This is a genomic window from Curtobacterium sp. P97 (assembly GCF_023712445.1).
Lineage (GTDB): Bacteria > Actinomycetota > Actinomycetes > Actinomycetales > Microbacteriaceae > Curtobacterium.
On record NZ_JAMAYF010000005.1, the window covers coordinates 34447 to 58139 of the forward strand.

Below are 23693 nucleotides of genomic sequence, written 5' to 3' on the forward strand. Positions count from 1 at the left end.
GCCACCGGCCCGGCACGCGAACCGGCCGGGCCCCGCGGACGGGCGGTGCGCGGACGGCGCCCCGGGGCGTCGTCGTCACGCTCGTCGCGGCGGTGGCCGTCCTCCTGCTCGCCCTCTGCACGGCGCCGGCGGCGGGGACGACCCGCACCGCGCCTCCCTGGCCGGCACCGATCGACCTGCAGACGCGCGCCGAGGCGGCGGGCCTGCGGAACGTCTGGGGCGAACCGCTCGCCGAGCACGTGCACACGCACCTGACGATCCTGGACGGCTCGACACCGGTGACGGTCCCGGGCGACGTCGGGCACTCGTCGCGGGAGCGGTTCGCCGCCGAGCTCCACACCCACGACACCTCCGGCATCCTGCACGTCGAGTCGCCGACCCGGCAGACGTTCACACTCGGGCAGTTCTTCGACGAGTGGGACGTCTCGCTCGGCGCGGGGCACGTCGGCGGGCTGCACGGGGAGCTGACGACCTGGGTCGACGGACACCGGTACCTCGGCAACCCGCGGTCGATCGCGTTGACGAACCGTCGCGAGGTCGTGCTCGTCGTCACCACGATCGGCGAGGTGCCGCACCTGCCGGCGCCGTTCGACTGGCCGCCGCAGTACCGCTGACGGGGGTCGGCACCGGGGTCGGGGGCGGCTCGCGGCCACGCGGCGACGACGTGGTGCCACCGCGTGGCTGCGAGCCGTACGCTGCACCCGTGACGACGATCCGGACCGGTACCGACCTCGCGGCGGTCGAGGACGTCGTCGCGGGCATCGCCGCACACGGCGAGCGCTACCTGTCGCGGGTGTTCACCGACCGCGAGCGCGCCGACTGCGGTGACGACCCCGAGCGTCTGGCCGCCCGCTTCGCCGGCAAGGAGGCCGTGCTGAAGCTGCTGCGACCCGCGCCGGGCGACGCGGTCCCCCCGACGGACGTCGCGGTGGTGCTGGACGCCGCCGGCGCCCCGGTCGTCGAGCTCTCCGGCCGCGCCGCCGAGCTCGCCGCGGCGGTCGGCTGCGGACCGGTCGCGGTGTCGTTGTCACACGAACGGGGGCTGGCGCTGGCGACCGCCGTGGCGCTGTCCCGACGCTGACCGACCCGGTCCCGCGTTCCTTGCGGCGCACGTGCGGGATCACGCACGTGCACGGCGGTTTTCCGGGCCCGCATGCTCCCTATCGTTGCTCGCATGCACCAGGACCCGACCTCCGCACCCGCCCCCGTCGCCCTCGCCGCGCCCGGCGCCGAGCAGGCCGTCCGACGGGCCCTCGCCGACCACGGACACCTCACCGTCGACGCGTCCGACATCGCCTCGATCGCCGACCTGTACGCGCTCGGCCTGACCTCGCACGCCACCGTGAACGTGATGCTCGCGGTGGAGAACGAGCTCGACGTGGAGTTCCCCGACGCCGTGCTGCACCGCTCGACCTTCGCCACGATCGAGTCGATCGCGGCCGCCGCGGAGGCAGCAGCGTGAGCACCCCCGTCCTGGACGACCCGTCGGTCCCAGTCGGCCCGGACACGACCGGAGCGACCACGCCCGTCGAACGCTTCGCCCTCCGCGCCGCACTCGTCGCCGAGGTCGCCGCCCGGCACGCCGACGAGGTCGACCGCGACGCCCGTCCGCCCCGCGAGGCGATCGCGACGATGAAGGAGCACGGCCTCCTGGCGGCCGCCGTCCCGACCGCACTCGGCGGCGAGGGAGCCACCCTCGCCGAGCTCTCGACGATCGCCACGGCCCTCGGGCGGGCGTGCGCCGCGACCGGGATGGTCTTCGCGATGCACCACGGACAGGCGATGGCGCTCTGGCGGCACGGCGGCGTCGGCCTCGGTGTCACCGCGATGACCGAGGCCGTCCTGGCCGGAGCGCTCGTGGCGTCCTCGACGACCGAGAAGGGCATCGGTGGCGACGCGCGCCGGAGCACCTGCGCCATCGAGGTCTCCACCGCTGGTCGCATCCACCTGCACAAGGAGGCGCCCGTCATCTCCTACGCGACCGAGGCCGACGCGGTGTTCGTCACCGCCCGTCGCGACCCCGACGCCGCGCCCTCGGACCAGCGTCTCGTCGTCTGCCTGCCCGAGGACACGACCCTCACGCAGACCTCGACCTGGGACACCCTCGGTCTCCGCGGCACCTGCAGCAACGGCTGGGTGCTCGACGCCGACACCCACGAGGACCGGGTGCTCCGCGACGACTACGCGACGATCTCGGCGCAGACGGTCCTGCCGGTCTCGCACGTGCTGTGGGCGTCGGTCTGGACCGGCATCGCCGCCGGCGCCGCCGAACGCGCCCGGCAGGCCGTGCGGAAGCAGGCGCGGGCCGCGGTCGGGTCGACCCCGCCGGGAGCCCTCCGGCTCGCCGAGCTCCTGGTGGAGCTGCAGACCCTCGCGGACGCGGTCCGCCACGCCGCGGAGCGCTTCGACCGGTCCGCCGACGACGCGACGGTGCTCGGCTCCCCCGCGTACGCACTCGCCGCCAACGCCCTGAAGATCGCCGCATCGGAGCGGGTCGTCGACATCGTGACGACCGCGATGCGCATCGTCGGCATCGCCGGGTTCGCCGCGACCGGGCCGCTGAGCATCGCCCGACACCTCCGGGACGTCCACGGAGCCGCCGTCATGGTGAGCAACGACCGGCTCCTGCAGAACGACGCCGCACTGGCACTCATGAGCGGAGCACTCCTGTGACCATCACCGACCACACCACCACGTCCGACCTCGACGCCGCGCGCGCCGACCTGCGCGGACGTCTGCTCACCGACCGGGTCCTCGTCGACCTCGGCTCCCCCGGGCTCTACGGCCGCACCGGCGTCTTCGAGCGCGTGTACGGCGCGGTCGACGCCGCCGTCGTGCGGAGCCAGGCCGACCTCGACGCCGAGGTCCTGCGCTTCCCGCCGGTCGAGCCGCTCGCCGCGTTCGAGCGGACGGACTACATCGCGTCGTTCCCGGACCTCGCCGCGTCGATCTCCGGCTTCACCGGCGACGACCGGACGCACCGCGCACTGCTGGCCGCCCGGGGTCGCGGCGAGCGCTGGGAGTCGTTCCTCGAGCCCGCCGACCTCATGCTGACCCCGGCCGTCTGCCACCCGCTGTACGGGCTGATCGGCGACACGGTGCCGGCCGGTGGTCGGACGTTCGACATCGTCGGCGACTCGTTCCGCCGCGAGCCCTCGCTCGACCCGATGCGACTGCAGGCCTTCCACATGCACGAGTTCGTGCACGTCGGCACCCCCGAGTCGGCGAAGGCGCACCGCGACGGCCGCATCCCGGGCATGCGCGCCCTGCTCGAGTCCTTCGGCCTGGCGATCGACGTCGTCCCGGCGAACGACCCGTTCTTCGGTCGGGTCGGCCAGATGCTCGCCCGGAACCAGGTCGAGCAGTCGCTGAAGTACGAGTTCGTCACCCCCGTGTACGGGCCCGAGCACGAGGCGACGGCGATCTCGTCGGCGAACCTGCACGAGGACCACTTCGGCACGTCGTTCGGTCTCCGCACCGCCGACGGCGAGGTGGCCCACAGCGCCTGCACCGCGTTCGGCCTCGAGCGCATCACGACCGCCCTGTTCGCCGCGCACGGCACCGACCCGGACCGCTGGACGACCGACGTCCGCGCGGCCCTGGCGCTGTGACCACCCACCACGGCTGGTCGGGGTCGCCTGCGCTGCGCCTCGCCGTGCAGCTCCCGCCGACCGCACGCGCCGGCGTGGTCCTCTGCCCGCCGCTCGGGCAGGAGGGCGTCATCGCCTACCGCACGCTGCGGCTGCTGGCGGACGGCCTGGAGGCCCGTGGCGTGGCCTCGGTGCGCTACGACCCGTCCGGACGTGGGGACTCCGCGGACGACGGCGACCCCGACGCGCAGGTCCGGTCCGCTCGCGCCGCCGCGGCGGTGCTGCGCCGGTCGGGGGTCGAGCGCATCGCGTTCGTGGGTCTCGCCTCGGCAGCCCTGGTCGCGGCCGCCGCCGTCGGTGACGACGACGCCCTGGTCGTCTGGGACGCCCCGGCGTCCGGACGGGCCTGGCTGCGACGGCAGCGGGCGCTCGCGACGATCACGATCGGCCCCGACCGGATCGTGGACGGGGTCGAGTCGCTCGTGGGCATCGACCTCGGACCCGCCGAGACCGCCGTCGTCGGCGCCCTGGCGTACGCGCCACGCTCCGCGACGACGGTCGCCGTCGTCCGCCCTGGTGCCGTCCCGCCGCGCGGACTCGGCCCGGTCGAGGTCCTCGAGGTGGACGGCACCGCCGAGCTCCTCGACGGCACGAGCATCGACGCCCGGATCCCGGCGGACGCCGTCGACGCCGTGGTCGGTCGGCTGGACGCCTGGGCACCCGCCACCGCTGCTCCGACGACCCCGCCCGCGCTCGACGAGGTGCTGGACGTCGACGACCGCGTGTCCGAGCGGGTGCTCCGCATCGGCCCGGACGGGCTCTTCGCCGTCGAGACCGTGTCCTCCGCCCAGGACGAGGACGCCCCGGTGGTGCTGCTCCACAACGGCGGCGCCGAGCACCGGACCGGCGCCGTCGACTACCAGGTCGCCCTCGCGCGGACGCTGGCCCGTGACGGCGCCCGCGTCGTGCGCGTCGACCGGCGGGGTACCGGGGAGAGCTCGGACGTGCGCGCCGACGAGGACGCCTTCCTGTTCGCGCAGGAGTGGGTCGACGACCAGCACGAGGTGGTCGCGGCGTTGCGGGTCCCCTCCGAGCGGCTCGCCATCGTCGGCATGTGCGCCGGTGCGTGGCTCGCCGGCCGCGCGGTCGACGAGCACCCGCGGCTCGTGGTGGAGATCAGTCCGAACGACTACCGCCGCACGCCCGCGGCTCCGGGCTCGTACGCCGGGTCCGCGCAGGCGGTGGCCGACGCGTCCCGGCTCCGTCGCGCGCTCCGCGCTCCCTACAACCGCCTCGTCCCGGCGCGGGTCCGCGACGCGATCGCCCGCCGCGGGGCGCTCGGCGGCGTCGTCGGCCACCTCGGCCCGATCGTCGAGCACGGCACTGACGTCGTCGTGGTCGCGGCGCCGGAGGACATCGAACGCTTCGAGCGGTACGGCGGCCGTCGCGCCGTCCGCCGCTGGGGTGCGAAGGTCTCGGTCGTGGAGGTCCCGGACGGCGACCACGCGCTGTTCTCGCCGGCGATGCGACGCGCGGTGGTGACCGAGGTGCGGTCCCGCATCGCGGAGACGTTCCCCGCCGGGGCAGTGGCGGGCTGAGCAGGGCCGCGCTCGCACGGCCGCGCTGGGGGCGCGGCGCCGTCGGACGACCGCTGCGGAACGGCCCGACCCGTCAGGCCGGTGCGGAGGTGAGTCCGAGGAACGCCGCCACGGCACCGGGGTGCTCGACGTGTGCGAAGTGCCCGCAGTCGTCGAGCACGGCCGTCCGGGCTCCCGGCACCAGGCCGCGCAGGTCGTCGAGGTCGGACACCCGGGCGAAGACGTCCCCGCGGCCGAGCACCGCAGTCACCGGGCAGCCGACCGAGCGCCAGCGGTCGACGTCGTAGCCGGCGGCGTCCCGGGCGGCAGCCGTGAAGCGCTCGGGCCGGAACTCGTCGACGAAGGCGTCGAGGACACTCGGGTCCAGTCGACGGACGTGCGCGAACACGGGTGCGGCGACGAGCGGCAGGAGTCCGACGCGGGCGGTGCCACGGAGGATCGCCCTCGCCCGACGACCCGTCACGAGGAGCCCGGCCCGCAGCAGCGTGAACGCGGGGAGGGACGCGAGCGCACGCCAGGGTCGGCCGGAGGCCCGCACGGTCGCGATCGTCGTGCCCGACACGAGCCCGAGCGACCCGACGCGCTCGGGAGCGACCACGGCGAGGTGGAGCGCGACGAACGCGCCCATCGAGTGCCCGACGACGTCGACCGACCCCACGGCGAGGGCGTCGAGGACCTCCAGCAGCACGCGGACGCCGTCGTCCACGGTGAACGGCCCCGCGGGCGCCGGCGAGGACCCCCACCCGGGCAGGTCGACGAGCACGAGACCCCGCGCGCCGACACCACCGGCGGCGGCCAGCAACGGCGTCCAGGTCGTCCACGACCCCGCCACGCCGTGGAGCAGCAGCACCGGGTCGGCACCGGGACGGTGGTGCACCACCACGGGCCCGCTGCCGGTGGGCACCGTGGTGCGTCGGAGCGACCACGCGGCGGCCGCGTCGGTCACCGGCCAGGGTGCGTAGGGGCTCGCGGGGACGGTCAGGCGACCGGGACCGGCGCGGTGCACGCGGCGAGACGGTCGAGCGCCTCGCGGTACTCGGCGACGTCGCGCTGCAGCCCGGGCTCGGTGATGATCGACGCCTTGATGCGACCGTGCACGTCGATGACGAACGTCGCGCGGGTCGCGAAGCCCTTCTTGTCGAGGAACACGCCGTACTCCTTCGACACCGCGCCGTGCGGCCAGAAGTCGGCGAGCAGCTCGAAGTCGTAGCCGTGCGTCTCGGCGAACGAGCGGAGCGTGGCCTTCGAGTCGACGGAGATGCCGATCAGCTCGACCCGCTGGTCCTCGAACATCGCGATGTTGTCCTGCAGGGTGCAGAGCTCGTTCGTGCAGCCGGACGAGAACGCCAGCGGGAAGAAGACGAGGGCGACCGGGCGGACGCCACGGAAGTCGCTGAGGCGGACGTGCTCGCCGAACTGGTTCGGGAGCTCGAAGTCCGGCGCGAGGGAGCCGATCTCCAGGGCCATCGGTGCGCTGCTTCTTCCTCGGGCGTGGGGTGTGCCCGTGTCGCGTGCGCACGTGCGGGTCGTCCGTGCACGATCGGCAATCGTACGCCGACCGCACCAGGACGCAAGTACCACCTGCACGACACCATCAGCGAAGGCGTCGGTCGTGGGGCCTAAGGTGGTGTGGGCTCCGACCGGTCGTGACCCGACCATCGGTGGCCCCCATGTCCACCACCACGAGAACGAACGAGGTCAAGGGTGACGGTGAACGACCAGGACCCGCGCAGCACCGCAGGGACCGACCAGGACCCGGAGGAGACCGCAGAGTGGCGTGAGTCGCTCGACGGACTCGTCGCGACGCACGGCCACCAGCGGGCCCGCGAGATCATGCAGAGCCTGCTGAAGCGCTCGAACGAGCTGCACCTCGGCGTGCCGATGGTCCCGACGACCGACTACGTCAACACGATCGCGCCCGAGGACGAGCCGGAGTTCCCCGGTGACGAGGAACTCGAGCGCCGCTACCGCCGGTGGATCCGGTGGAACGCCGCGATCACCGTGCACCGCGCCCAGCGCCCCGGCGTCGCGGTCGGTGGGCACATCTCGACGTACGCGTCGAGCGCCGCGATGTACGAGGTCGGCTACAACCACTTCTTCCGCGCGCAGGACCACCCGTCCGGCGGTGACCAGGTCTTCTTCCAGGGCCACGCCTCCCCCGGCATGTACGCCCGCGCCTACATGGAGGGCCGCCTCAGCGAGGACCAGCTCGACGGCTTCCGCCAGGAGAAGTCGCACGCGGGCGGTGGACTGTCGTCCTACCCGCACCCGCGCCTCATGCCGCACTTCTGGCAGTTCCCGACCGTGTCGATGGGCATCGGCCCGATCAACGCGATCTACCAGGCCCAGCAGGCCAAGTACCTGTCCAACCGCGGCATCAAGGACGCCTCCGACCAGCAGGTCTGGGCGTTCCTCGGCGATGGCGAGATGGACGAGGTCGAGTCGCGCGGGCAGCTGCAGGTCGCGGCGAACGACGGGCTCGACAACCTGAACTTCGTCATCAACTGCAACCTCCAGCGCCTCGACGGACCCGTCCGCGGCAACGGCAAGATCATCCAGGAGCTCGAGGCGTTCTTCCGCGGCGCGGGCTGGAACGTCATCAAGGTCGTCTGGGGCCGCGAGTGGGACGACCTGCTCGCCCGCGACACCGAGGGCGCGCTCCTCAACCTGATGAACGCGACGCCGGACGGCGACTACCAGACCTACAAGGCCGAGAACGGCGCCTACGTCCGCGAGAACTTCTTCGGGCGCGACCCGAAGGCGCTCGAGCTCGTCGAGGGCTACACGGACGACCAGATCTGGAACCTCAAGCGCGGCGGGCACGACTACCGCAAGGTCTACGCCGCGTTCAAGGCCGCGACCGAGCACAAGGGCCAGCCGACGGTCATCCTGGCGAAGACGGTCAAGGGCTACGGCCTCGGCCCGAGCTTCGAGGGGCGCAACGCGACCCACCAGATGAAGAAGCTCACGCTCGACAACCTCAAGCAGTTCCGCGACGAGATGCGCATCCCGATCTCCGACGCACAGCTCGACGAGGACCCCTACACCCCGCCGTACTACCACCCCGGTCACGACGACGAGGCGATCCAGTACATGCACGAGCGTCGCCGCGAGCTCGGCGGGTACGTGCCGGAGCGTCGGACGAAGTACACGCAGTTCACGCTGCCGGAGGAGTCGAAGTACCAGGTCGTGAAGAAGGGCTCCGGCAAGCAGGAGGTCGCCACGACGATGGCGTTCGCCCGCCTGCTGAAGGACCTGCTCCGCTCCCCGGACTTCGGCAACCGCGTGGTGCCGATCATCCCGGACGAGGCGCGCACGTTCGGCATGGACGCCTACTTCCCGACCGCGAAGATCTACAACCCGAACGGCCAGCACTACACGTCGGTCGACCGCGAGCTGCTCCTGGCCTACAAGGAGAGCCCGCAGGGCCAGATCATCCACGTCGGCATCAACGAGGCGGGCGCCCTCGCGGCCTTCACCGCCGTCGGGTCCTCGTACTCGACGCAGGGCGAACCGCTCATCCCGGTCTACGTCTTCTACTCGCAGTTCGGGTTCCAGCGCACCGGCGACGCGATCTGGGCCGCCGGTGACCAGATGGTCCGCGGCTTCATGATCGGTGCCACCGCAGGGCGCACCACGCTGACCGGCGAGGGCCTGCAGCACGCCGACGGTCACTCGCCGCTCCTCGCGGCGACGAACCCGGCGGTCGTGTCCTACGACCCGGCCTACGGCTACGAGATCGGGCACATCGTCCGGTCCGGCCTCGAGCGCATGTACGGGACGAACGAGGACGGCTCGCCGTCCCACGACGACCCGAACGTCATGTACTACCTGACGGTCTACAACGAGCCGCTCGTGCAGCCCGCCGAGCCCGAGGGCGTCGACGTCGAGGGCATCGTCAAGGGCATGTACCTGCTCAAGCCGAGCGAGCACGACGGCCCGAAGGCCCAGCTGCTCGCGTCCGGCGTCGCGGTGCCGTGGATCCTCGAGGCGCAGCAGCTCCTCGCCGAGGACTGGGGCGTGTCCGCCGACGTCTGGAGCGTCACGAGCTGGGGCGAACTCACCCGTGACGGTCTCGACGCCGAGCAGCAGGCGTTCCTCAACCCGAACGAGCAGCCGCGCACCCCGTACGTGACCGAGCGCCTGCTCGGCACCGAGGGGCCGGTCGTGGCGGTGAGCGACTTCATGCACGCCGTGCAGGAGCAGATCCGTCCGTTCGTCCCGACCGACTACGCGACGCTCGGTGCCGACGGCTTCGGCTTCTCGGACACCCGTCCGGCGGCACGCCGCTTCTTCCACATCGACGGTCCGTCCGTCGTGGTGCGGACGCTGCAGCAGCTCGCGAAGCAGGGCAAGGTCGACCACGCCGTCGTCCAGCAGGCGATCGACAAGTACCGCCTGCACGACGTCAACGCCGGCACGACCGGCAGCGCGGGCGGAGAGGCCTGATCCGCCGGTGAGCACACCCCGCACCGACGCTGCCGTGGGCCAGGAGAGGGACCGCGAACGCGCGCTCTCCTGGCTCCGGCAGGTGTCGGGCGAACTCTCGACCGCCACGATCAAGCGGCTCGAGGACACCCTGCCCTGGTACAGCGAGATGCCCCCGGGGCGCCGGTCCGCCGTGGGCCTCGTCGCCCAGGCGGGGATCACCTCGTTCATCTCCTGGCTCGAGGGCACCGCGTCGACCCCGTGGATCGCCGCCGCCGACGTCTTCGGGTCCGCCCCGCGTGAGCTCCTGCGTTCGGTGAGCCTGCAGCAGACGCTGCAGCTCATCCGCGTCGTGGTGACCGTGGTCGAGGAGCGCGCGAAGGACGACGAGATGCTCCAGGAAGCGATCCTGAAGTACTCGCGGGACATCGCCTTCGCAGCGGCCGACGTCTACGCCCGCGCCGCCGAGGCCCGCGGCCTGTGGGACGCCCGGCTCGAGGCACTGGTCGTCGACTCGATCCTGTCGGGCGAGTACGACGACGAGCTGCCCTCCCGCATCGCCGCGCTCGGCTGGCACGGCCACGGCGAGGTCGCGGTGCTCGTCGGGAACGCTCCGAAGCAGCTCGAGGTCGACCAGATCCGCCGCACCGCGCGCCACATGGACGCCGACGTGCTCATCGGCGTGCAGGGCTCTCGGCTCGTGGTCGTCATCGGGCGGGCCACCCCGCGTGACGACGTCCCCGAGGGCGAGGAGCCGGTGTCCTTCACCGCCATCGCCCAGGCCCTCGAACCGTCGTTCGGCGAGGGGCACCTGGTGCTCGGCAACGAGGTCCCCGGGGTCGTCGACGCCTCGACCAGCGCGAAGGGCGCCCTCGCCGGGTTCGCCGTCGCACGGGCGTGGCGCGGTGCTCCCCGTCCGGCACTCGCCGACGACCTGCTGCCGGAGCGGGCCCTGGCGGGTGACCCGCTCGCTCGGTCGGCACTGGTGCAGCGCATCTACGTCCCCCTCAAGGACCAGTCGACCGAGCTCCTGCAGACGCTCTGGTGCTACCTCGACACCGGCCGGTCGCTCGAGGCGACGGCGCGCGAGCTGTTCGTGCACCCGAACACCGTGCGCTACCGGCTCCGCCGCGTCGCCGACGTCATCGGGTGGGACGCCACCCACGCGCGTGACGCCCTGATCGTGCAGTCGGCGCTCATCCTCGGCGCGATGTCCGAGTCGAACGCCGGTCGACGGCGCCTGCCGCCGCGTCGCTGACCCGACGGTAGGGATCGCACAACGTCCCCGCCGGATCGCTGTCGGATGTCCACACGGGCCGACGGCGGCGCGGCGACGAGGATTGACCGGTGATCGTCGTCGTCGCGCCCGGACAGGGCTCCCAGACCCCCGGCTTCCTCGCCCCCTGGCTCGAGGACTCCGCCGTCCGTGACCGCGTCGGAGCGTGGTCCGAGGCGATCGGCGTCGACCTCGTCGAGCACGGCACGAACTCCGACGCGGACACCATCAAGGACACCGCCCTCGCGCAGCCGCTCATCGTGGCTGCCGGGCTCGTCACCGCCGACGCCCTGCTCGCCGACGGCCGTCGTGCCCTGGTCGGTGGCGTCGCCGGACACTCGGTCGGCGAGTTCACCGCCGCCGGTGTCGCCGGGATCCTCGAGCCGACCGACGCCGTCGCGCTGGTCGCCGAGCGCGGCCGGGCGATGGCGGACGCCGCAGCGCTGGAGCCGACGTCGATGGCCGCCGTGCTCGGCGGCGACGCCGACGCGGTCGCCGCAGCCCTCGAGCAGCACGGGCTCGTGCCGGCCAACCACAACGGCGGCGGCCAGACCGTCGTCGCCGGTCCCGCCGACGCCGTCGCAGCACTGGCCGCCGATCCGCCGGCTCGCGCCCGGGTCGTGCCGCTCGCCGTCGCCGGCGCCTTCCACACGCGGTACATGGCCCCCGCGGTCGACCGGGTCGCACCGGTCGCGGCCGGGGCGTCGGTGCAGGACCCGACGCTGCCGATCTGGACGAACGCCGACGGATCGCGCGTGGACGACGGCCGACGGTTCGTCGACCTGATGGTCCGCCAGATCGCGAGCCCCGTGCACTGGGACGCCGTCATGGCGTCCTTCTCCGCCGCCGGTGTCACCGGCATCATCGAACTCGCGCCGGCGGGCGCGCTCGTCGGGCTGGCCAAGCGTGGCCTGCGCGGCACGCCCACCGTCGCCGTCAAGACCCCCGACGACCTGCCCGCCGCCGTCGAGCTCCTCGAGCAGGACGCGCGCGCAGCAGCCGTCCCGGACGATCAGCCGGTGGGCGAGCAGCCCGCAGGCGAGGAAGCAGACGCAACCGCATGACCGACGCCACCACGCCGTCCCCCGCAGCCGACGGGACCGACGCGCCCCGCGCCTCCCGTCCGGTGCTGCAGCAGCGTCGCGGCCACGAGTACACCCGCATCATGGCGTTCGGTGCCGCCCGCGGTGAGCACGTCGTGCCGAACGAGGACCTCGTCGGTCCGATCGACTCCTCCGACGAGTGGATCCGCCAGCGCACCGGCATCGTGACGCGCAAGCGTGCCGGCGCCGACGTCGAGGCGGTCGACCTCGCCGAGGCCGCGGCGCGCGAGGCCATCGAGAAGGCCGGCATCACGCCCGAGCAGGTCGGCGTCGTGCTCGTCAGCACCGTCACCCACACCGTGGCGACGCCGTCGATGGCGTCGTTGCTCGCGGAGCGCATCGGCGCGACGCCCGCGGCGGCCTACGACGTCAGCGCGGCCTGCGCCGGCTACGCGTACGGCATCGCCCAGGCCGACTCGTTCATCAAGTCCGGGCTCGCCGACCACGTGCTGGTCGTCGGGGCCGAGAAGCTCAGCGACGTCGTCGACCCGACCGACCGCTCGATCTCGTTCCTGCTCGGTGACGGTGCGGGTGCCGCGATCGTCGGCCCGAGCGACTTCCCCGGCATCGCCCCGACGATCTGGGGCTCGGACGGCTCGAAGTGGGACGCCATCGGCATGACGGCGACGTACAACGAGTGGGCCGCCGGAGCCCCGCGTCCCACGATGCGCCAGGCCGGTCAGACGGTGTTCCGCTGGGCCGTCTGGGAGATGGTCAAGGTCGCGCGGCAGGCGCTCGAGACCGCTGGCGTCCGTCCGGAGGACCTCGCCGCGTTCGTGCCGCACCAGGCGAACATCCGCATCATCGACGAGTTCGCCAAGCAGCTCGGCCTGCCCGAGACGGTGACGATCGCCCGCGACATCACCACCACCGGCAACACCTCCGCCGCGAGCATCCCGCTCGCCACGCACCGCCTGCTCGAGGAGCACCCCGAGCTCTCCGGCGGTCTCGCGCTGCAGATCGGCTTCGGTGCCGGTCTCGTGTTCGGCGCGCAGGTCGTCGTCCTCCCCTAGTCCCCCATCCCGGCTCGGCTCCGGGCACCCGTACCACTCGTGCCCTAGGCTGGTCCACGGTCAAACGACACCCCCCTCAAGGAGAACACCCATGGCCCTGTCCAACGAAGAAGTCCTCGCCGGCCTGGCCGAGCTGATCAACGACGAGACCGGCATCGCGACCGACACCGTCGCCGCCGACAAGTCGTTCACCGACGACCTCGACATCGACTCGATCTCGATGATGACCATCGTCGTGAACGCCGAGGAGAAGTTCGACGTGAAGATCCCGGACGAAGAGGTCAAGAACCTCAAGACCGTGGGCGACGCCGTCGACTACATCACGAAGGCCCAGGCCTGACGCGAGCTTCCTGAGCGCCGCGGACCGCGCACATCCCGCGGGCCGCGGCGCTCACCTCGTCCACCAGCGGTGGAGCTCCCACCGGCGCTCGACCACACCGGACGGGCGCCCACCGGCGCTCGACCACACGGACGGGCGTCCACCGGCGCTCGACCAGTCCACACGAAAGACACGTCGTTCCATGACCAAGAAGACCGTCGTCGTCACCGGGATCGGTGCGATCACACCCCTCGCCGCGACCGCCCCGGAGACCTGGGACGCGCTGCTCGCCGGCGGGTCCGGCATCACCCGCATCGAGGACGAGCGCTACTCGTCGCTCGAGATCCCCGTCGAGTTCGCCGGCCAGGCACGCCGCTTCCTCACGGACCAGCTCACGCGCCCGGAGACCAAGCGCCTCGACCCCTCCTCGCAGCTGTCGCTCGTCGCCGCTCGTGAGGCCTGGGCCGACGCCGGCATCGACCCCGAGACCGTCGTCCCCGAGCGCCTCGTCGTCGACTGGGCGACCGGCATCGGCGGCGTCAACACGCTCCTCGACGCCTGGGACACCCTGCGCGAGAAGGGTCCGCGTCGCGTCATGCCGATGACGGTCCCGATGCTCATGGCGAACGGCCCCGCCGCCGCCATCGAGATGGAGTTCGGCGCGCGCGGCGGTGCCCGCACGTACCTCTCCGCCTGCGCCTCGTCCACCGAGTCGCTGGCCGAGGCCTACCGCCACATCGCCGACGGCGACGCCGACATCGTCATCACCGGTGGCGCCGAGGCCGCACTGCACCCGCTGCCCCTCGCCGCGTTCGCCGCGATGCAGGCACTCTCGCGACGGAACGACTCCCCCGAGACGGCCTCGCGTCCGTACGACGTCACGCGCGACGGCTTCGTGCTCGGCGACGGCGCCGCAGCGCTCATCCTCGAGTCGAAGGAGCACGCGGAGGCCCGCGGCGCGACGATCTACGCCGAGGTCGCCGGTGCCGGGATCACCTCGGACGCCTTCCACATCACCGCGCCGGACCCCGAGGGCAGCGCCGCCGCCCGCGCGGTCATCACGGCGCTCGAGCACGCCGACGCCGCCCGCGAGGACGTCGTCCACGTCAACGCCCACGCCACCTCGACCCCGGTCGGCGACGTGGCCGAGTACCACGCGATGCGCCGCGTCTTCGGCGACCACCTCGACAACGTGGTCGTCTCGGCCACCAAGGCGTCGACGGGGCACCTGCTCGGCGGTGCCGGTGCGATCGAGGCCGCGTTCACGGTCATGGCGCTGCACCAGCGCGTCGCGCCGCCGACGATCAACCTGACCGAGCAGGACCCGGAGATCGTGATGGACGTCGCGACCGCGCCGCGCGAGCTGCCCGCAGGCGACCTGCTCGCGGTGAGCAACTCGTTCGGGTTCGGCGGGCACAACGCCGTGGTGGCGTTCCGCACGGCCTGATCCGTCGTCGCCGACCCGTCGTCGGCCTGGAGGCCCGTCCTGCGTCCGCAGGGCGGGCCTCCGTCCGTCACGGGCTGGGTCCCGCCCCTCGGCCGCCGGTGCCCGGGCCGTTCCGGTCCCACGACCTGCCGCCCATGTTCCGCGACGACGGCGTGTCCTGCGACCGGGACGTCCGCAGGCGGCACGTCGTGCGACCTGAACGAGGCCAAGGGCACAGCTCCTCGACGACAGGCGTGCCGCACGCGGGGACGACGGACGCCGCCGACTCCGGAGGGAGCGGGCGGCGTCCGAGTGGTGCGGAGGGCGCGGGCGGGGTCAGCCGACGCGGTGCAGCCAGACGACGGGGTTGCCCTCGGCGGCGTGCCGGAAGGGCTCGAGCTCGTCGTCCCAGGCCTGCCCGAGGGCGAGACGGAGTTCGCGGTGGAGTTCGAGGGCGTTGCTGCCGGCGACCTCCATGGCGTAGCGCACACGGTCCTCGGGGACGACCATGTTGCCGGACACGTCGGTCTGCGCGAAGAAGACGCCGAGGTCGGGCGTGTGCATCCACCGCCCGCCGTCGGACTGCGCGGTCGGTTCCTCGGTGACCTCGTAGCGCAGGTGCTCCCACCCGCGCAGGGCAGAGGCGATCGCCGCACCGGTGCCGACCTGGCCCGTCCACGTGAACTCCGTCCGGCGGGAGCCGTCGAGTGCGGGCTGGTCGAGCCACGAGAAGTTCACGGCGCGGCTCATCGCGCGACCGGCCGCCCATTCGACGTGCGGGCAGAGCGCGCGTGGTGAGGAGTGCACGTACAGCACCCCTGTCGTCGTTCCGTTCACGATTCCTCCGCTTCGTCAGGTGCGACTTCCCCATCGACCTGTGGTGCGGAGTCCCGGTAGCGGAACCATCGGTATCAGATTGTGATGTCCCTGCGGACACGCCCATTATGCAGCGTCCGCGCTGGGAACGCCACACCCGGCGCGCAGACCGCGCGGGCGGACCGGGCGGGCCTCAGTGCAGGACGGCGCCCTGCTCGTCGACGGGGTGCCGCTCTCCCGCGGTGAGTGCGACCGGGAGGCGGTTCTCCTCCGGGGGCACCGGGCAGGCGTACTGGTACGAGAACGCGCAGGGCGGCAGGACGAGCCGGTCCCAATCGAGCACGACCTCGGCCGCGCCGTCGGGCTCGGGCAGGTACAGGAAGCGTCCCATCGAGTACGAGCTGCCCGGGTCGCCCTCGGGCAGGGCGCTGGTGGTGTCCTGCACGATGAGCTGCAACCGCGGCCGGCCGTGGAACGGCGCGGACCGCACCGCGGTGAGCCGCACGGGAACGTCGTCCACCGTGGTCTCGATCGTCCCGGCGGCGGGCAGGGGGTCGCCGGCGGCGTCGGTGAGGTGACCGGGTGCCTCCTGACCGGACCAGGGTTCGTACCTGCCGGCCGTGACCCACCCGCCCGGCCGCGGCGCGAACCGCGCGATGCGTGCGAAGCGGGAGACCGCGTCGGAGGCCGGGTCCCAGACGCGGAGCGTGGAGCCGTGCACCGTGCCGGCGAGCCCGTCGGCGAAGGCGACGGTCGACGGCACGACGGCGGTGTCACCGGCGACCAGCACCGTGCCGTCCACCGGGACGCCGTCGACCACGACGCCGTCCGCCGCCGCGGCGGTGACGGTGAGACCGCCGGGGACCGGCGCCCACTGCCCGGCGACCGGCCACACGGGCTGCGGGCGGTCGACGTGCTGCGCGTTCACCAGGGCGAGCGGGCCGCGCGCGCTGCGGGCCCAGGCATCGCGGGCCGCGACGTGCTCGGCCAGGTCCGGGTCGACCGTGCTCACGACTGCTCCTGGCGGGGGTAGATGACCTTCTGCACGATGATGATCACCGACGCGGCGACCGGCACGGCGACGAGCGCCCCGAGGACCCCGCCGATCGTGCCACCGGCGACCGCGGCGATGACCACCAGGGCGCCCGGCACCTGCACCGCGCGCGACATGATGCGCGGGGAGATGAGGTACGCCTCGACCTGCATGTAGACGAGGTAGTAGATCGCGGCCGCGAGCGCCGTGGCCGGCGAGGCGAACAGGCAGAGCAGGGAGATGACGACCGCCGCGGCGAGGGTGCCGACGAGCGGGATGAGCGAGCCCAGGAACGCGAAGGTCGCCAGCAGCACGGGCAGCGGTGCACCGATGATGAGCAGGAACACGAGGCTGAGGATGCCGTTGATCAGCGCCTGGCTGATCTGTCCGACGACGTAGCGGCCGACGGCCTGGGTGATCTGCTCGCTGACGTCGACGAAGTTCTGCCGACGTGTCGCCGGCACGAAGCGGTAGGCCATCGACTTCAGGCCCCGCATCGACGCCAGGAAGTACAGCATCAGGATGATGACGATGATCGCGCCGGTCAGGCCGGACAGGATGCCGCTGCCGACCGCCAGGATCCCGCCACCGAGGCTGAGGAGGTTGCCCGGGTCCTCCACGAAGGACTGCAGCGACTCCAGCGCGTGGTTGACGTCGACGGCGCCGGCGAACTGCTGTGACAGGTCCTGGACCCACTCCTGCTGCGAGATGTCCTGGACGATCTCCGGGAAGTTCTGGACGAGGTTCGTCGCCTGCTGGATGAGGATCGGGACGACCGCGAACACGACGCCGGCGAAGGCGGACAGGACACCCACGACGACGATCGTGATCGCCGACCAGCGCGGGATGAACCGTTCGAGGAAGGACACCAGCGGGTCGATGCCCAGCGACAGGAAGAGCGCGACGCCGATGTAGACCAGGACCGTGCTGAGCTGCTGGACGATCACGCCGGCCAGCAGGGCGATGAGCACGCCCAGGGCTCCCATGAAGCCGATGCGGAACGCGTTCACGCGCACGCCGGTGCCGACGCGGGTCGCCTCGAACGTCACGTTCGGGGTCGGCGCGTGGTCGTCGGGGGTCTCACGTCGTCGCGGCAGGTGCACGTAGGGCGGGCGGGACTTGAACCCGCGATCGTTCGGTTATGAGCCGAGTGCCTTGACCAGCTTGGCTACCGCCCCTCGTCGGGGACCGTCAGGCCACCGACTCCCCACGATACAGCGACTCGAACGTCGCGAGCGTGCGGTTGATGTCGTGTGCCTCGATCATGGCCAGGCTGCGCTCCCGCATCGCCTCGTAGTCGTCGTCGGACGCCTGCAGCACCTGTGCGAGCTTCGCAGCGAGGTCCTGCACGTCGCCCGGCGTGAAGAGGTACCCGTTGCCGTCGATGAGGTGCGGCAGTGCCATCGAGTCCGCGGCGACCACCGGCAGTCCGGACGCCATAGCCTCGAGGGACGAGATGCTCTGCAGCTCGGCGGTGGACGGCATCGCGAAGACGGTGCCGTTCGTCAGCGCCTGGCGCTTCGCCTCGTCCGACACGAAGCCGGCGAAGCGCACCCGGTCCTCGAGTCCGAGTTCCTGCACGAGCGTCTTCAACTTCGGGATCATCTCGCCGCCACCGACGATGGTGAGCGTCGCGTGCAGCTCACTCGGCAGCAGTGGGAGCGCCCGGACGAGCACGTCGAGGTTCTTCTCCGGCGCGACCCGGCCGACGAACACGATGTCGTTCCCCGCGGGGCGACCGCTGCGGGCGCTGTAGCGCGACGCGTCGATGCCGCACGAGATCGCGAGGACCTGCTGCCCGGCGATGGCCTCGCGGAGGTAGTCCGCGGCCAGCACCGTCGGCGTCGTGATGGCGTCGGCGAGCCGGTAGGTCTTGGCGGCGTCGTTCCACGCGATCTTCAGCGCGATCGGCAGCGTGCGACGGCCGAACGGGACGTACTCGAGCAGGTTCTCGGGCATGAAGTGGTTGGTGCCGACGATGCGGATGCCGCGCTCGTGGGCCTCCTGCACGATGCCGCGCCCGATGACGATGTGCGACTGGATGTGCAGCACGTCCGGCTGGACGGCGTCGAGGATCGGACCCGTCCACTTGCGGACGCTCCACGGCCACACGAAGCGGAGCCACGCGTGCCACGGCCACTTGTACGACTTCAGCCGGTGGACGGTGAGGACGACGCCGCGGTGCTCCTCGTCGAACGTGCCGTGGTGGGCGCTCGACGCCGGGGCCACGACGTGGACCTCGTGGCCGCGCTCCGCGAGCCCGACGGCGAGCTGCTCGGCGAAGGTCGCGGCGCCGTTGACGTCCGGCGGGAAGGTGTCGGCCGCGATCATGACGCGCAGCGGTCGGGACCCGCCCGTCGCACCCGTCGACTCGGCGGTGGCGGTGGTGGCGTCCTCTGACACGGCTGGCATCGTCCTCTCGTGGGCGGTTGCTGGTCGGGCCTCGACGGTACCGCACGGGCCCGAGCGCCCGCGTCAGCCGCGCGGACGACGCCGATGGCCGACAGCGACCACCGACGCCGTCAGCGACCGCGGACGCGACCGACGACGCCGACCGCGGTCAGCGCCGCGTCTCGGGGTGGTGCTTCGCGAGCAGGAACACACCCGTGATGGCGATCACCGCAGCGACCAGGAAGCCGACCACCGCGATCCACGGCGCCCCGGCAGCCTCGCCGAGCACGATCACGCCGATGCCCACGGCGACGATCGGGTCGATGACGGTGAGGCCGGCGATCACCAGGTCGGCGGACCCGCTCGAGTACGCGTTCTGCACGAAGTACCCGCCGAGCACCGCGGCGACGATCACCCCGACGACGGCGATCGCGGTCAGCCAGTCGAACGTGCCGTGCAGGAACCGGTTCAGCACGACCTTGGCCAGCGTCGCGACGAAGCCGTAGAGCACCCCGGCCACGACGATGTAGTACATGGCGCTCGCCCGCTTCGCCGCGAAGCGGAACGACAGGAACACGGCCACCAGGACGATCGCCAGCACCACCAGGATCGTCACGAGCTGCTCGTGGGTGATCGCGCTCTCGCGGCCGACGACGGCGGCGATGCCGACGAAGATCCCGACACCGATGATGCAGGTCCAGACCGCCCGTCGCGCCTGCTGTCCGAGCGGCACCCCGGAGCACCGTGACGAGAACCACGTGGTGATGACGAGCGCGACGGCGCCGAGCGGCTGCACGACGATGAGCGGGGCGTTCGTGATGCTGATGAGCTGGAGCACGACGGCCAGACCGAGCATGAGCGTGCCGAGCACCCACCAGCCGCTGCCGAGCAGCCCGAGGACGTGCCGCACCGACAGCCCCTTCGACTGCCGACCGAGCCGGGCCTCGACGCGCTGCACCCCGCGGCTCTGGAACTGCGCTCCGAGCGACAGGAAGACCGCACCGACGAGCGCGACGGGGATCATCAGGGCCTGGAACGGGGTCAGGTTGACCGCGTCCGGGATCGGGAGGTCCGTCGTCACGCGACGAGGCTACCGGTCCTCGCCGGATAACCTGGGTGAATGCCCGTCCTCCCCATCCGCATCACCGGCGAACCCGTCCTCCACGAGCGCGCTGCCGAGGTCACCGCGTTCGACGACGACCTCCGCGCACTGGTGCAGGACATGTACGAGACGATGGACCTCGCCCCCGGGGTCGGTCTCGCGGGTCCGCAGGTCGGGGTCGGCAAGCGCCTGTTCGTGTACTCGTGGACCGACGACGACGAGGTCCTGCACCGCGGGGTCGCGATCAACCCGGTGCTCTGGACCACCCCGCCCGTGCCGGAGACGGTCGAGGAGCTCGACGAGGACGAGGAGTCCGAGGGCTGCCTCTCGATCCCGGGTGAGCGCTTCCCGCTGCGTCGGGCCGAGGGCGCCCTGCTCCGTGCGGTCGACGAGCACGGGCAGCCCTTCGAGGTCGAGGCCCACGGGTGGCTCGCCCGCGTCTTCCAGCACGAGTACGACCACCTGGACGGCTACCTCTACGCCGACCGGCTCGTGCACCCGTACGGCAAGCAGGTCGCGAAGGCGATCCGCAAGAGCAGCTGGGGCGGCCCGGGCAAGTCCTGGCTCCCCGGTCGCGACCACCCCGAGGGCTGACCGCGCGGTCGGCTCCGGCGCACGTCCCAGGGCGGCACCGGCGGTCGGCCGGGAGGCCCGGCTCAGCCCCGGTAGGCCGTCAGCGACTCCTGCAGGTGGTCCCGGTCGGGGTGACCGGGGCAGTACGCGACGAGTCCGGCCGCCAGCTCGGCCTGTTCCGGCGTCGAGACGCCGTCACGCCACGGCGACGCTCCGCGCTCCGCGCAGGTCGCCGCGAGCTCCTCGAGCGTGGCGGTACCGTCGGCGGCCCGGACCGCGGCCCGCTGCTGCGCCGACATCTCGGTGCCGGTGATGCGCTCGGCCCGGCAGTCGGTGCGCTCGGCCTCCCACACGGCGGCGTACGTCGTGTACGTCTCCCCCGTGCCGTCGGCGTCGTCACCCGTCGTGTCGCTGCTGCCGTCCGCGGCGCCGCTGCACACGAACGCGAAGACGATCGGCGCGCTGCCCGTCGCGGAGACCTCGGACCGTGCTGCGGAGTCGAGCGAGTCCTCCGGCTCCGGTTGCCCGGCGGTGCACGCGGTGAGCGCCACCGCTCCGAGGACGACGAACGCCGCGGCGAGGGTCCGGCGCACGGTGATCACCTGTGAACGCTAACAGCTTGCGACCGGGCAGCGCCTGCGAGCCAGCCGGAAGCCGAACACCGGCCGCCGCCCAGCGCCGGCTCCGCGCGAGACTCGGCCGTGCGGACACGTTCGTGGTCCGGTGCCCGAGAAACCGTCCGCGGAGCCGAGTCTCGCGGTAGCGGCAAGGGCGCCGAACCCCGGGAACGCAAGAGGCCCCCACCCCGGAGGGTGAGGGCCTGTCGCTCCCCGAGTTGGACTCGAACCAACAACCTGCCGGTTAACAGCCGGCTGCTCTGCCAATTGAGCTATCGAGGATCACTGTCCGCTGGCGAATGTGGTGCGAACAACGGGTAACAGCATAGCAGCACCCCGAGCCCGCTCCGCGCATCGGCCGCGCATCCCGGGCGTGCCGCGTCGTCGAGCTCCCCGGCCGGGCCCGGCGCCGTCGGTGCTCAGTAGCCCGCGACGGGATCCACGACGCCGACGAACCCGTCACCGGAGCCGGACAGGAACGCGGCGGTGTTCGCCCGGACGCGCTCGGCCAGCAGCGGCGCGACCATGTCCGGGGTGTCGGCCTGGTGCGGCGTGACGACCACACCCGGCTCGTCCCAGAGCGGGTGGCCGTCGGGCAACGGCTCCGGGTCCGTCACGTCGAGGCCGGCGGCGGCGATCGTGCCCTCGCGCAGCGCCGCGACGAGCGCGTCGGTGTCGACCAGTCCCCCGCGCGCGATGTTCACGAGACGCGCCGAGGGCTTCATGAGTCCGAACCGACGCGCGTCGAGCAGCTTCGCCGTCCCCGAGGTCATGGCTGCCGCGACCACGACCACGTCGGCGTCGGGCAGCACCTCGTCCAGGGCGTCGGTCGTGACCGTGCGGTCGGCTCCCGGCACCGGGTCGTCCGAGCGGCGCACGACCGTCACGGAGACCTCGAACGGGGCGACGAGCCGGATGTACTCCAGGGCGATCCCGCCCGCGCCGATCACCACGACGTTCCGCCCGTAGAGCGACACGCCCTCCGGCTCGGTCGCCCAGGACGTCGCGCGGGCGCGCTTCTGCAGCACCCGGAGCGTCGCGAGCGTCAGCGCGAGGGCGTGCTCGGCGACGGGTTCCGCGTAGGCGCCCTTGGCCGACGTGAAGAGCACCCGGTCCCCGTGCTCCTGGATCAGGTGGGCGAAGGCGTCGACGCCCGCGAAGGGCAGCTGGACCCAGCCGACCGAGGCCCCCTGGTCCAACGCCGCCGCGAGCCCGTCGGGGTCACGGGCGTCGAGCCAGACGATCCCCCGCGTGTCCGCGCCGAGGTCGCCGACCGTGCCGCCGGCGGCCCGCACGGCGTCCGCGTGCAGGTCGGCCGCGGTCGGCAGGATCGCGACCGGTCCGGCCGTGGGTGCGTCGACGGGGAGCGGGGCGCCCGCGTCGGTGACGACCGCGCGGTGTCCGCGGCTGCTCGCCGTGTCGTGTGCGGTCGTGGTGCTCATGCGTTCTCCTGACGCTCGGTCCGGGGAGCGGTGCCCGCCCCGGCACCGACCGGACGACGGGGGGCGGACGAGCGCCGCGGGGCGGTGGTCGCGGTCGGACGACGCTTCACGGGGCGTGACGCGGTCGCGGCGAGCGTCTGCACGTAGGGGTCGACGGGGTTGTCGAGGACCTCGTCGAAGGTGCCGAGCCCGACCAGGCGGCTCTCGGCGAGCACACCGACGCGGTCCGCGAGCGCGCGGGCCTCGCGGAGGTCGCTCGACACCACGACGGCCGAGAACTGCCGACCGCGCTGCAGGTTCGTCAGGGCCTCGAGCACCGACTGACGGACCAGGACGTCGACGCCGCGTGCGGGTTCGTCGGCGACGAGGAGCTGCGGCTCGAGGATGAGCGCGCGTGCGAGGGCGACACGCTGCCGCTGCCCGCTCGACAGCTCCCACGTGTTCAGGCGCATGATGCCGAGGGGCAGGTGCACGGCGTCGACCAGTCGCGCGACCATGAGCCCGGCCTCCTTGCGGTCGAACCGCCGGTCGCGCAGGTAGATCGGTTCGGCGATCGCCTCGCCCACGGTCAGGTCGGGGCTCAGCCGGTCGGCGCCGTCCTGCGGCAGGTACCCGATGCGGCCGGTCAGCCGCTGCGCCTTCCGCGAGGACGGGCGGAGCCCGCGCACGTGCTGACCGAGCACGGTGAGCTCACCGCCGACGATCTGTCGCCGGTGCGCACCCTCGCCCTCGCCGGTCGCGCCGAGCTGCCCGGCGATCGCGGCGGCGAAGGTGCTCTTGCCGGAACCGGACTCACCGATGAGCGCGAGGATCTCGCCCTGGCGGACGGTCAGGCTGACCCCGTCGACCGCGCGGATCGGCTCCGATCCGCGGACGCCCCGGTACTCGATCGAGACGTCGTCTGCGACGACCGCCGGGCCGTTCACCGCGATCATGGGTCCCCTTCCGCGCCGCCCCCTGGCGGCG

The 23693-nt window shown here is 72.7% G+C and carries 23 protein-coding genes and 2 tRNA genes; 13 read left to right on the forward strand and 12 right to left on the reverse strand.

The features are described 5' to 3' along the window. Positions 1-92: 92 nt before the first annotated feature. The 6 genes from M3677_RS06665 (at position 93) to M3677_RS18360 (ending at position 5188) form a co-directional block, all read left to right on the forward strand. Complete coding sequence (locus M3677_RS06665) at positions 93-614, forward strand: hypothetical protein (protein ID WP_251160090.1); 522 nt, start codon at positions 93-95, stop codon at positions 612-614. A gap of 89 nt (positions 615-703) precedes the next feature. Next, a complete protein-coding gene (locus M3677_RS06670; RefSeq protein ID WP_081984813.1) occupies positions 704-1081 on the forward strand; it encodes a holo-ACP synthase in 378 nt (125 codons plus the stop codon). Positions 1082-1174: 93 nt separating this feature from the next. Beyond that, positions 1175-1462 (forward strand): acyl carrier protein, encoded by a 288-nt coding sequence (locus M3677_RS06675; RefSeq protein WP_209682965.1) that lies wholly within the window; start codon positions 1175-1177, stop codon positions 1460-1462. Further along, positions 1459-2673: an acyl-CoA dehydrogenase family protein gene (locus M3677_RS06680; RefSeq protein WP_251160091.1), complete on the forward strand. Its 1215-nt coding sequence runs from the start codon at positions 1459-1461 to the stop codon at positions 2671-2673. Before M3677_RS06675 ends, M3677_RS06680 begins: the two co-directional genes overlap by 4 nt. Then, the gene (locus M3677_RS06685; protein WP_251160092.1) at positions 2670-3611 is read left to right on the forward strand and encodes an amino acid--[acyl-carrier-protein] ligase; all 942 of its coding nucleotides are present in this window, start codon (positions 2670-2672) and stop codon (positions 3609-3611) included. Before M3677_RS06680 ends, M3677_RS06685 begins: the two co-directional genes overlap by 4 nt. Then, entirely contained in the window at positions 3608-5188 is a 1581-nt protein-coding gene (locus M3677_RS18360) for an alpha/beta hydrolase (RefSeq protein ID WP_251154968.1), read from the forward strand. The genes M3677_RS06685 and M3677_RS18360 overlap by 4 nt, the downstream gene beginning before the upstream one ends. A 73-nt stretch (positions 5189-5261) precedes the next feature. Here M3677_RS18360 and M3677_RS06695 read toward each other — a convergent pair whose 3' ends face one another. After that, a complete protein-coding gene (locus tag M3677_RS06695; RefSeq protein ID WP_251160093.1) occupies positions 5262-6134 on the reverse strand; it encodes an alpha/beta fold hydrolase in 873 nt (290 codons plus the stop codon). A 32-nt stretch (positions 6135-6166) separates the two neighbouring features. Beyond that, a complete protein-coding gene (locus tag M3677_RS06700) occupies positions 6167-6655 on the reverse strand; it encodes a peroxiredoxin (protein WP_066653934.1) in 489 nt (162 codons plus the stop codon). Between the two features lie 237 nt (positions 6656-6892). Between M3677_RS06700 and aceE the strand changes: the two genes are divergently transcribed. The 6 genes from aceE to M3677_RS06730 all read left to right on the forward strand — a co-directional run bounded on the left by aceE (position 6893) and on the right by M3677_RS06730 (position 14774). Next, positions 6893-9637: a pyruvate dehydrogenase (acetyl-transferring), homodimeric type gene (aceE, locus tag M3677_RS06705; RefSeq protein WP_251160094.1), complete on the forward strand. Its 2745-nt coding sequence runs from the start codon at positions 6893-6895 to the stop codon at positions 9635-9637. A gap of 7 nt (positions 9638-9644) precedes the next feature. Next, a complete protein-coding gene (locus M3677_RS06710; protein ID WP_066653930.1) occupies positions 9645-10874 on the forward strand; it encodes a CdaR family transcriptional regulator in 1230 nt (409 codons plus the stop codon). Positions 10875-10963: 89 nt separating this feature from the next. Next, complete coding sequence (locus tag M3677_RS06715; RefSeq protein ID WP_251160095.1) at positions 10964-11956, forward strand: ACP S-malonyltransferase; 993 nt, start codon at positions 10964-10966, stop codon at positions 11954-11956. Continuing rightward, positions 11953-13008 (forward strand): beta-ketoacyl-ACP synthase III, encoded by a 1056-nt coding sequence (locus tag M3677_RS06720; RefSeq protein ID WP_200884140.1) that lies wholly within the window; start codon positions 11953-11955, stop codon positions 13006-13008. The genes M3677_RS06715 and M3677_RS06720 overlap by 4 nt, the downstream gene beginning before the upstream one ends. A 91-nt stretch (positions 13009-13099) precedes the next feature. After that, a complete protein-coding gene (locus M3677_RS06725; RefSeq protein ID WP_058729431.1) occupies positions 13100-13348 on the forward strand; it encodes an acyl carrier protein in 249 nt (82 codons plus the stop codon). Positions 13349-13529: 181 nt separating this feature from the next. Beyond that, positions 13530-14774 (forward strand): beta-ketoacyl synthase, encoded by a 1245-nt coding sequence (locus M3677_RS06730; RefSeq protein WP_066653928.1) that lies wholly within the window; start codon positions 13530-13532, stop codon positions 14772-14774. A 315-nt stretch (positions 14775-15089) separates the two neighbouring features. Here the strand turns inward: M3677_RS06730 and M3677_RS06735 are convergent, their stop codons facing one another. From M3677_RS06735 to M3677_RS06760, 6 genes are all read right to left on the reverse strand, one after another. After that, positions 15090-15569 (reverse strand): DUF3145 domain-containing protein, encoded by a 480-nt coding sequence (locus M3677_RS06735; RefSeq protein WP_081984811.1) that lies wholly within the window; start codon positions 15567-15569, stop codon positions 15090-15092. A gap of 193 nt (positions 15570-15762) precedes the next feature. Continuing rightward, positions 15763-16581, reverse strand: coding sequence for a DUF1684 domain-containing protein (locus tag M3677_RS06740; protein WP_251160096.1), 819 nt, complete (start codon positions 16579-16581; stop codon positions 15763-15765). Next, a complete protein-coding gene (locus tag M3677_RS06745; protein ID WP_308201972.1) occupies positions 16578-17651 on the reverse strand; it encodes an AI-2E family transporter in 1074 nt (357 codons plus the stop codon). The genes M3677_RS06740 and M3677_RS06745 overlap by 4 nt, the downstream gene beginning before the upstream one ends. A gap of 55 nt (positions 17652-17706) precedes the next feature. Then, positions 17707-17780: transfer RNA gene (locus M3677_RS06750), tRNA-Ile, on the reverse strand. Between the two features lie 13 nt (positions 17781-17793). Further along, complete coding sequence (locus M3677_RS06755) at positions 17794-19014, reverse strand: glycosyltransferase (protein WP_200884139.1); 1221 nt, start codon at positions 19012-19014, stop codon at positions 17794-17796. A 148-nt stretch (positions 19015-19162) separates the two neighbouring features. Further along, positions 19163-20074 carry a DMT family transporter gene (locus M3677_RS06760; protein WP_251160097.1) on the reverse strand — a complete coding sequence of 304 codons (912 nt, stop codon included), beginning with the start codon at positions 20072-20074 and terminating at the stop codon, positions 19163-19165. A 39-nt stretch (positions 20075-20113) separates the two neighbouring features. On the opposite strand from M3677_RS06760, the gene def reads away from it, so the two are divergent. Further along, on the forward strand, positions 20114-20689 hold the full coding sequence (gene def / locus M3677_RS06765; protein ID WP_251160098.1) for a peptide deformylase: 576 nt from the start codon (positions 20114-20116) through the stop codon (positions 20687-20689). A 62-nt stretch (positions 20690-20751) separates the two neighbouring features. Here def and M3677_RS06770 read toward each other — a convergent pair whose 3' ends face one another. The 4 genes from M3677_RS06770 to M3677_RS06785 all read right to left on the reverse strand — a co-directional run bounded on the left by M3677_RS06770 (position 20752) and on the right by M3677_RS06785 (position 23662). Then, positions 20752-21270 (reverse strand): hypothetical protein, encoded by a 519-nt coding sequence (locus M3677_RS06770; RefSeq protein WP_251160099.1) that lies wholly within the window; start codon positions 21268-21270, stop codon positions 20752-20754. A gap of 224 nt (positions 21271-21494) precedes the next feature. Then, positions 21495-21567: transfer RNA gene (locus M3677_RS06775), tRNA-Asn, on the reverse strand. Positions 21568-21704: 137 nt separating this feature from the next. Next, positions 21705-22727: a D-isomer specific 2-hydroxyacid dehydrogenase family protein gene (locus M3677_RS06780; RefSeq protein WP_251154963.1), complete on the reverse strand. Its 1023-nt coding sequence runs from the start codon at positions 22725-22727 to the stop codon at positions 21705-21707. Next, complete coding sequence (locus M3677_RS06785) at positions 22724-23662, reverse strand: ATP-binding cassette domain-containing protein (RefSeq protein WP_251154962.1); 939 nt, start codon at positions 23660-23662, stop codon at positions 22724-22726. The genes M3677_RS06780 and M3677_RS06785 overlap by 4 nt, the downstream gene beginning before the upstream one ends. Positions 23663-23693 lie beyond the last annotated feature (31 nt).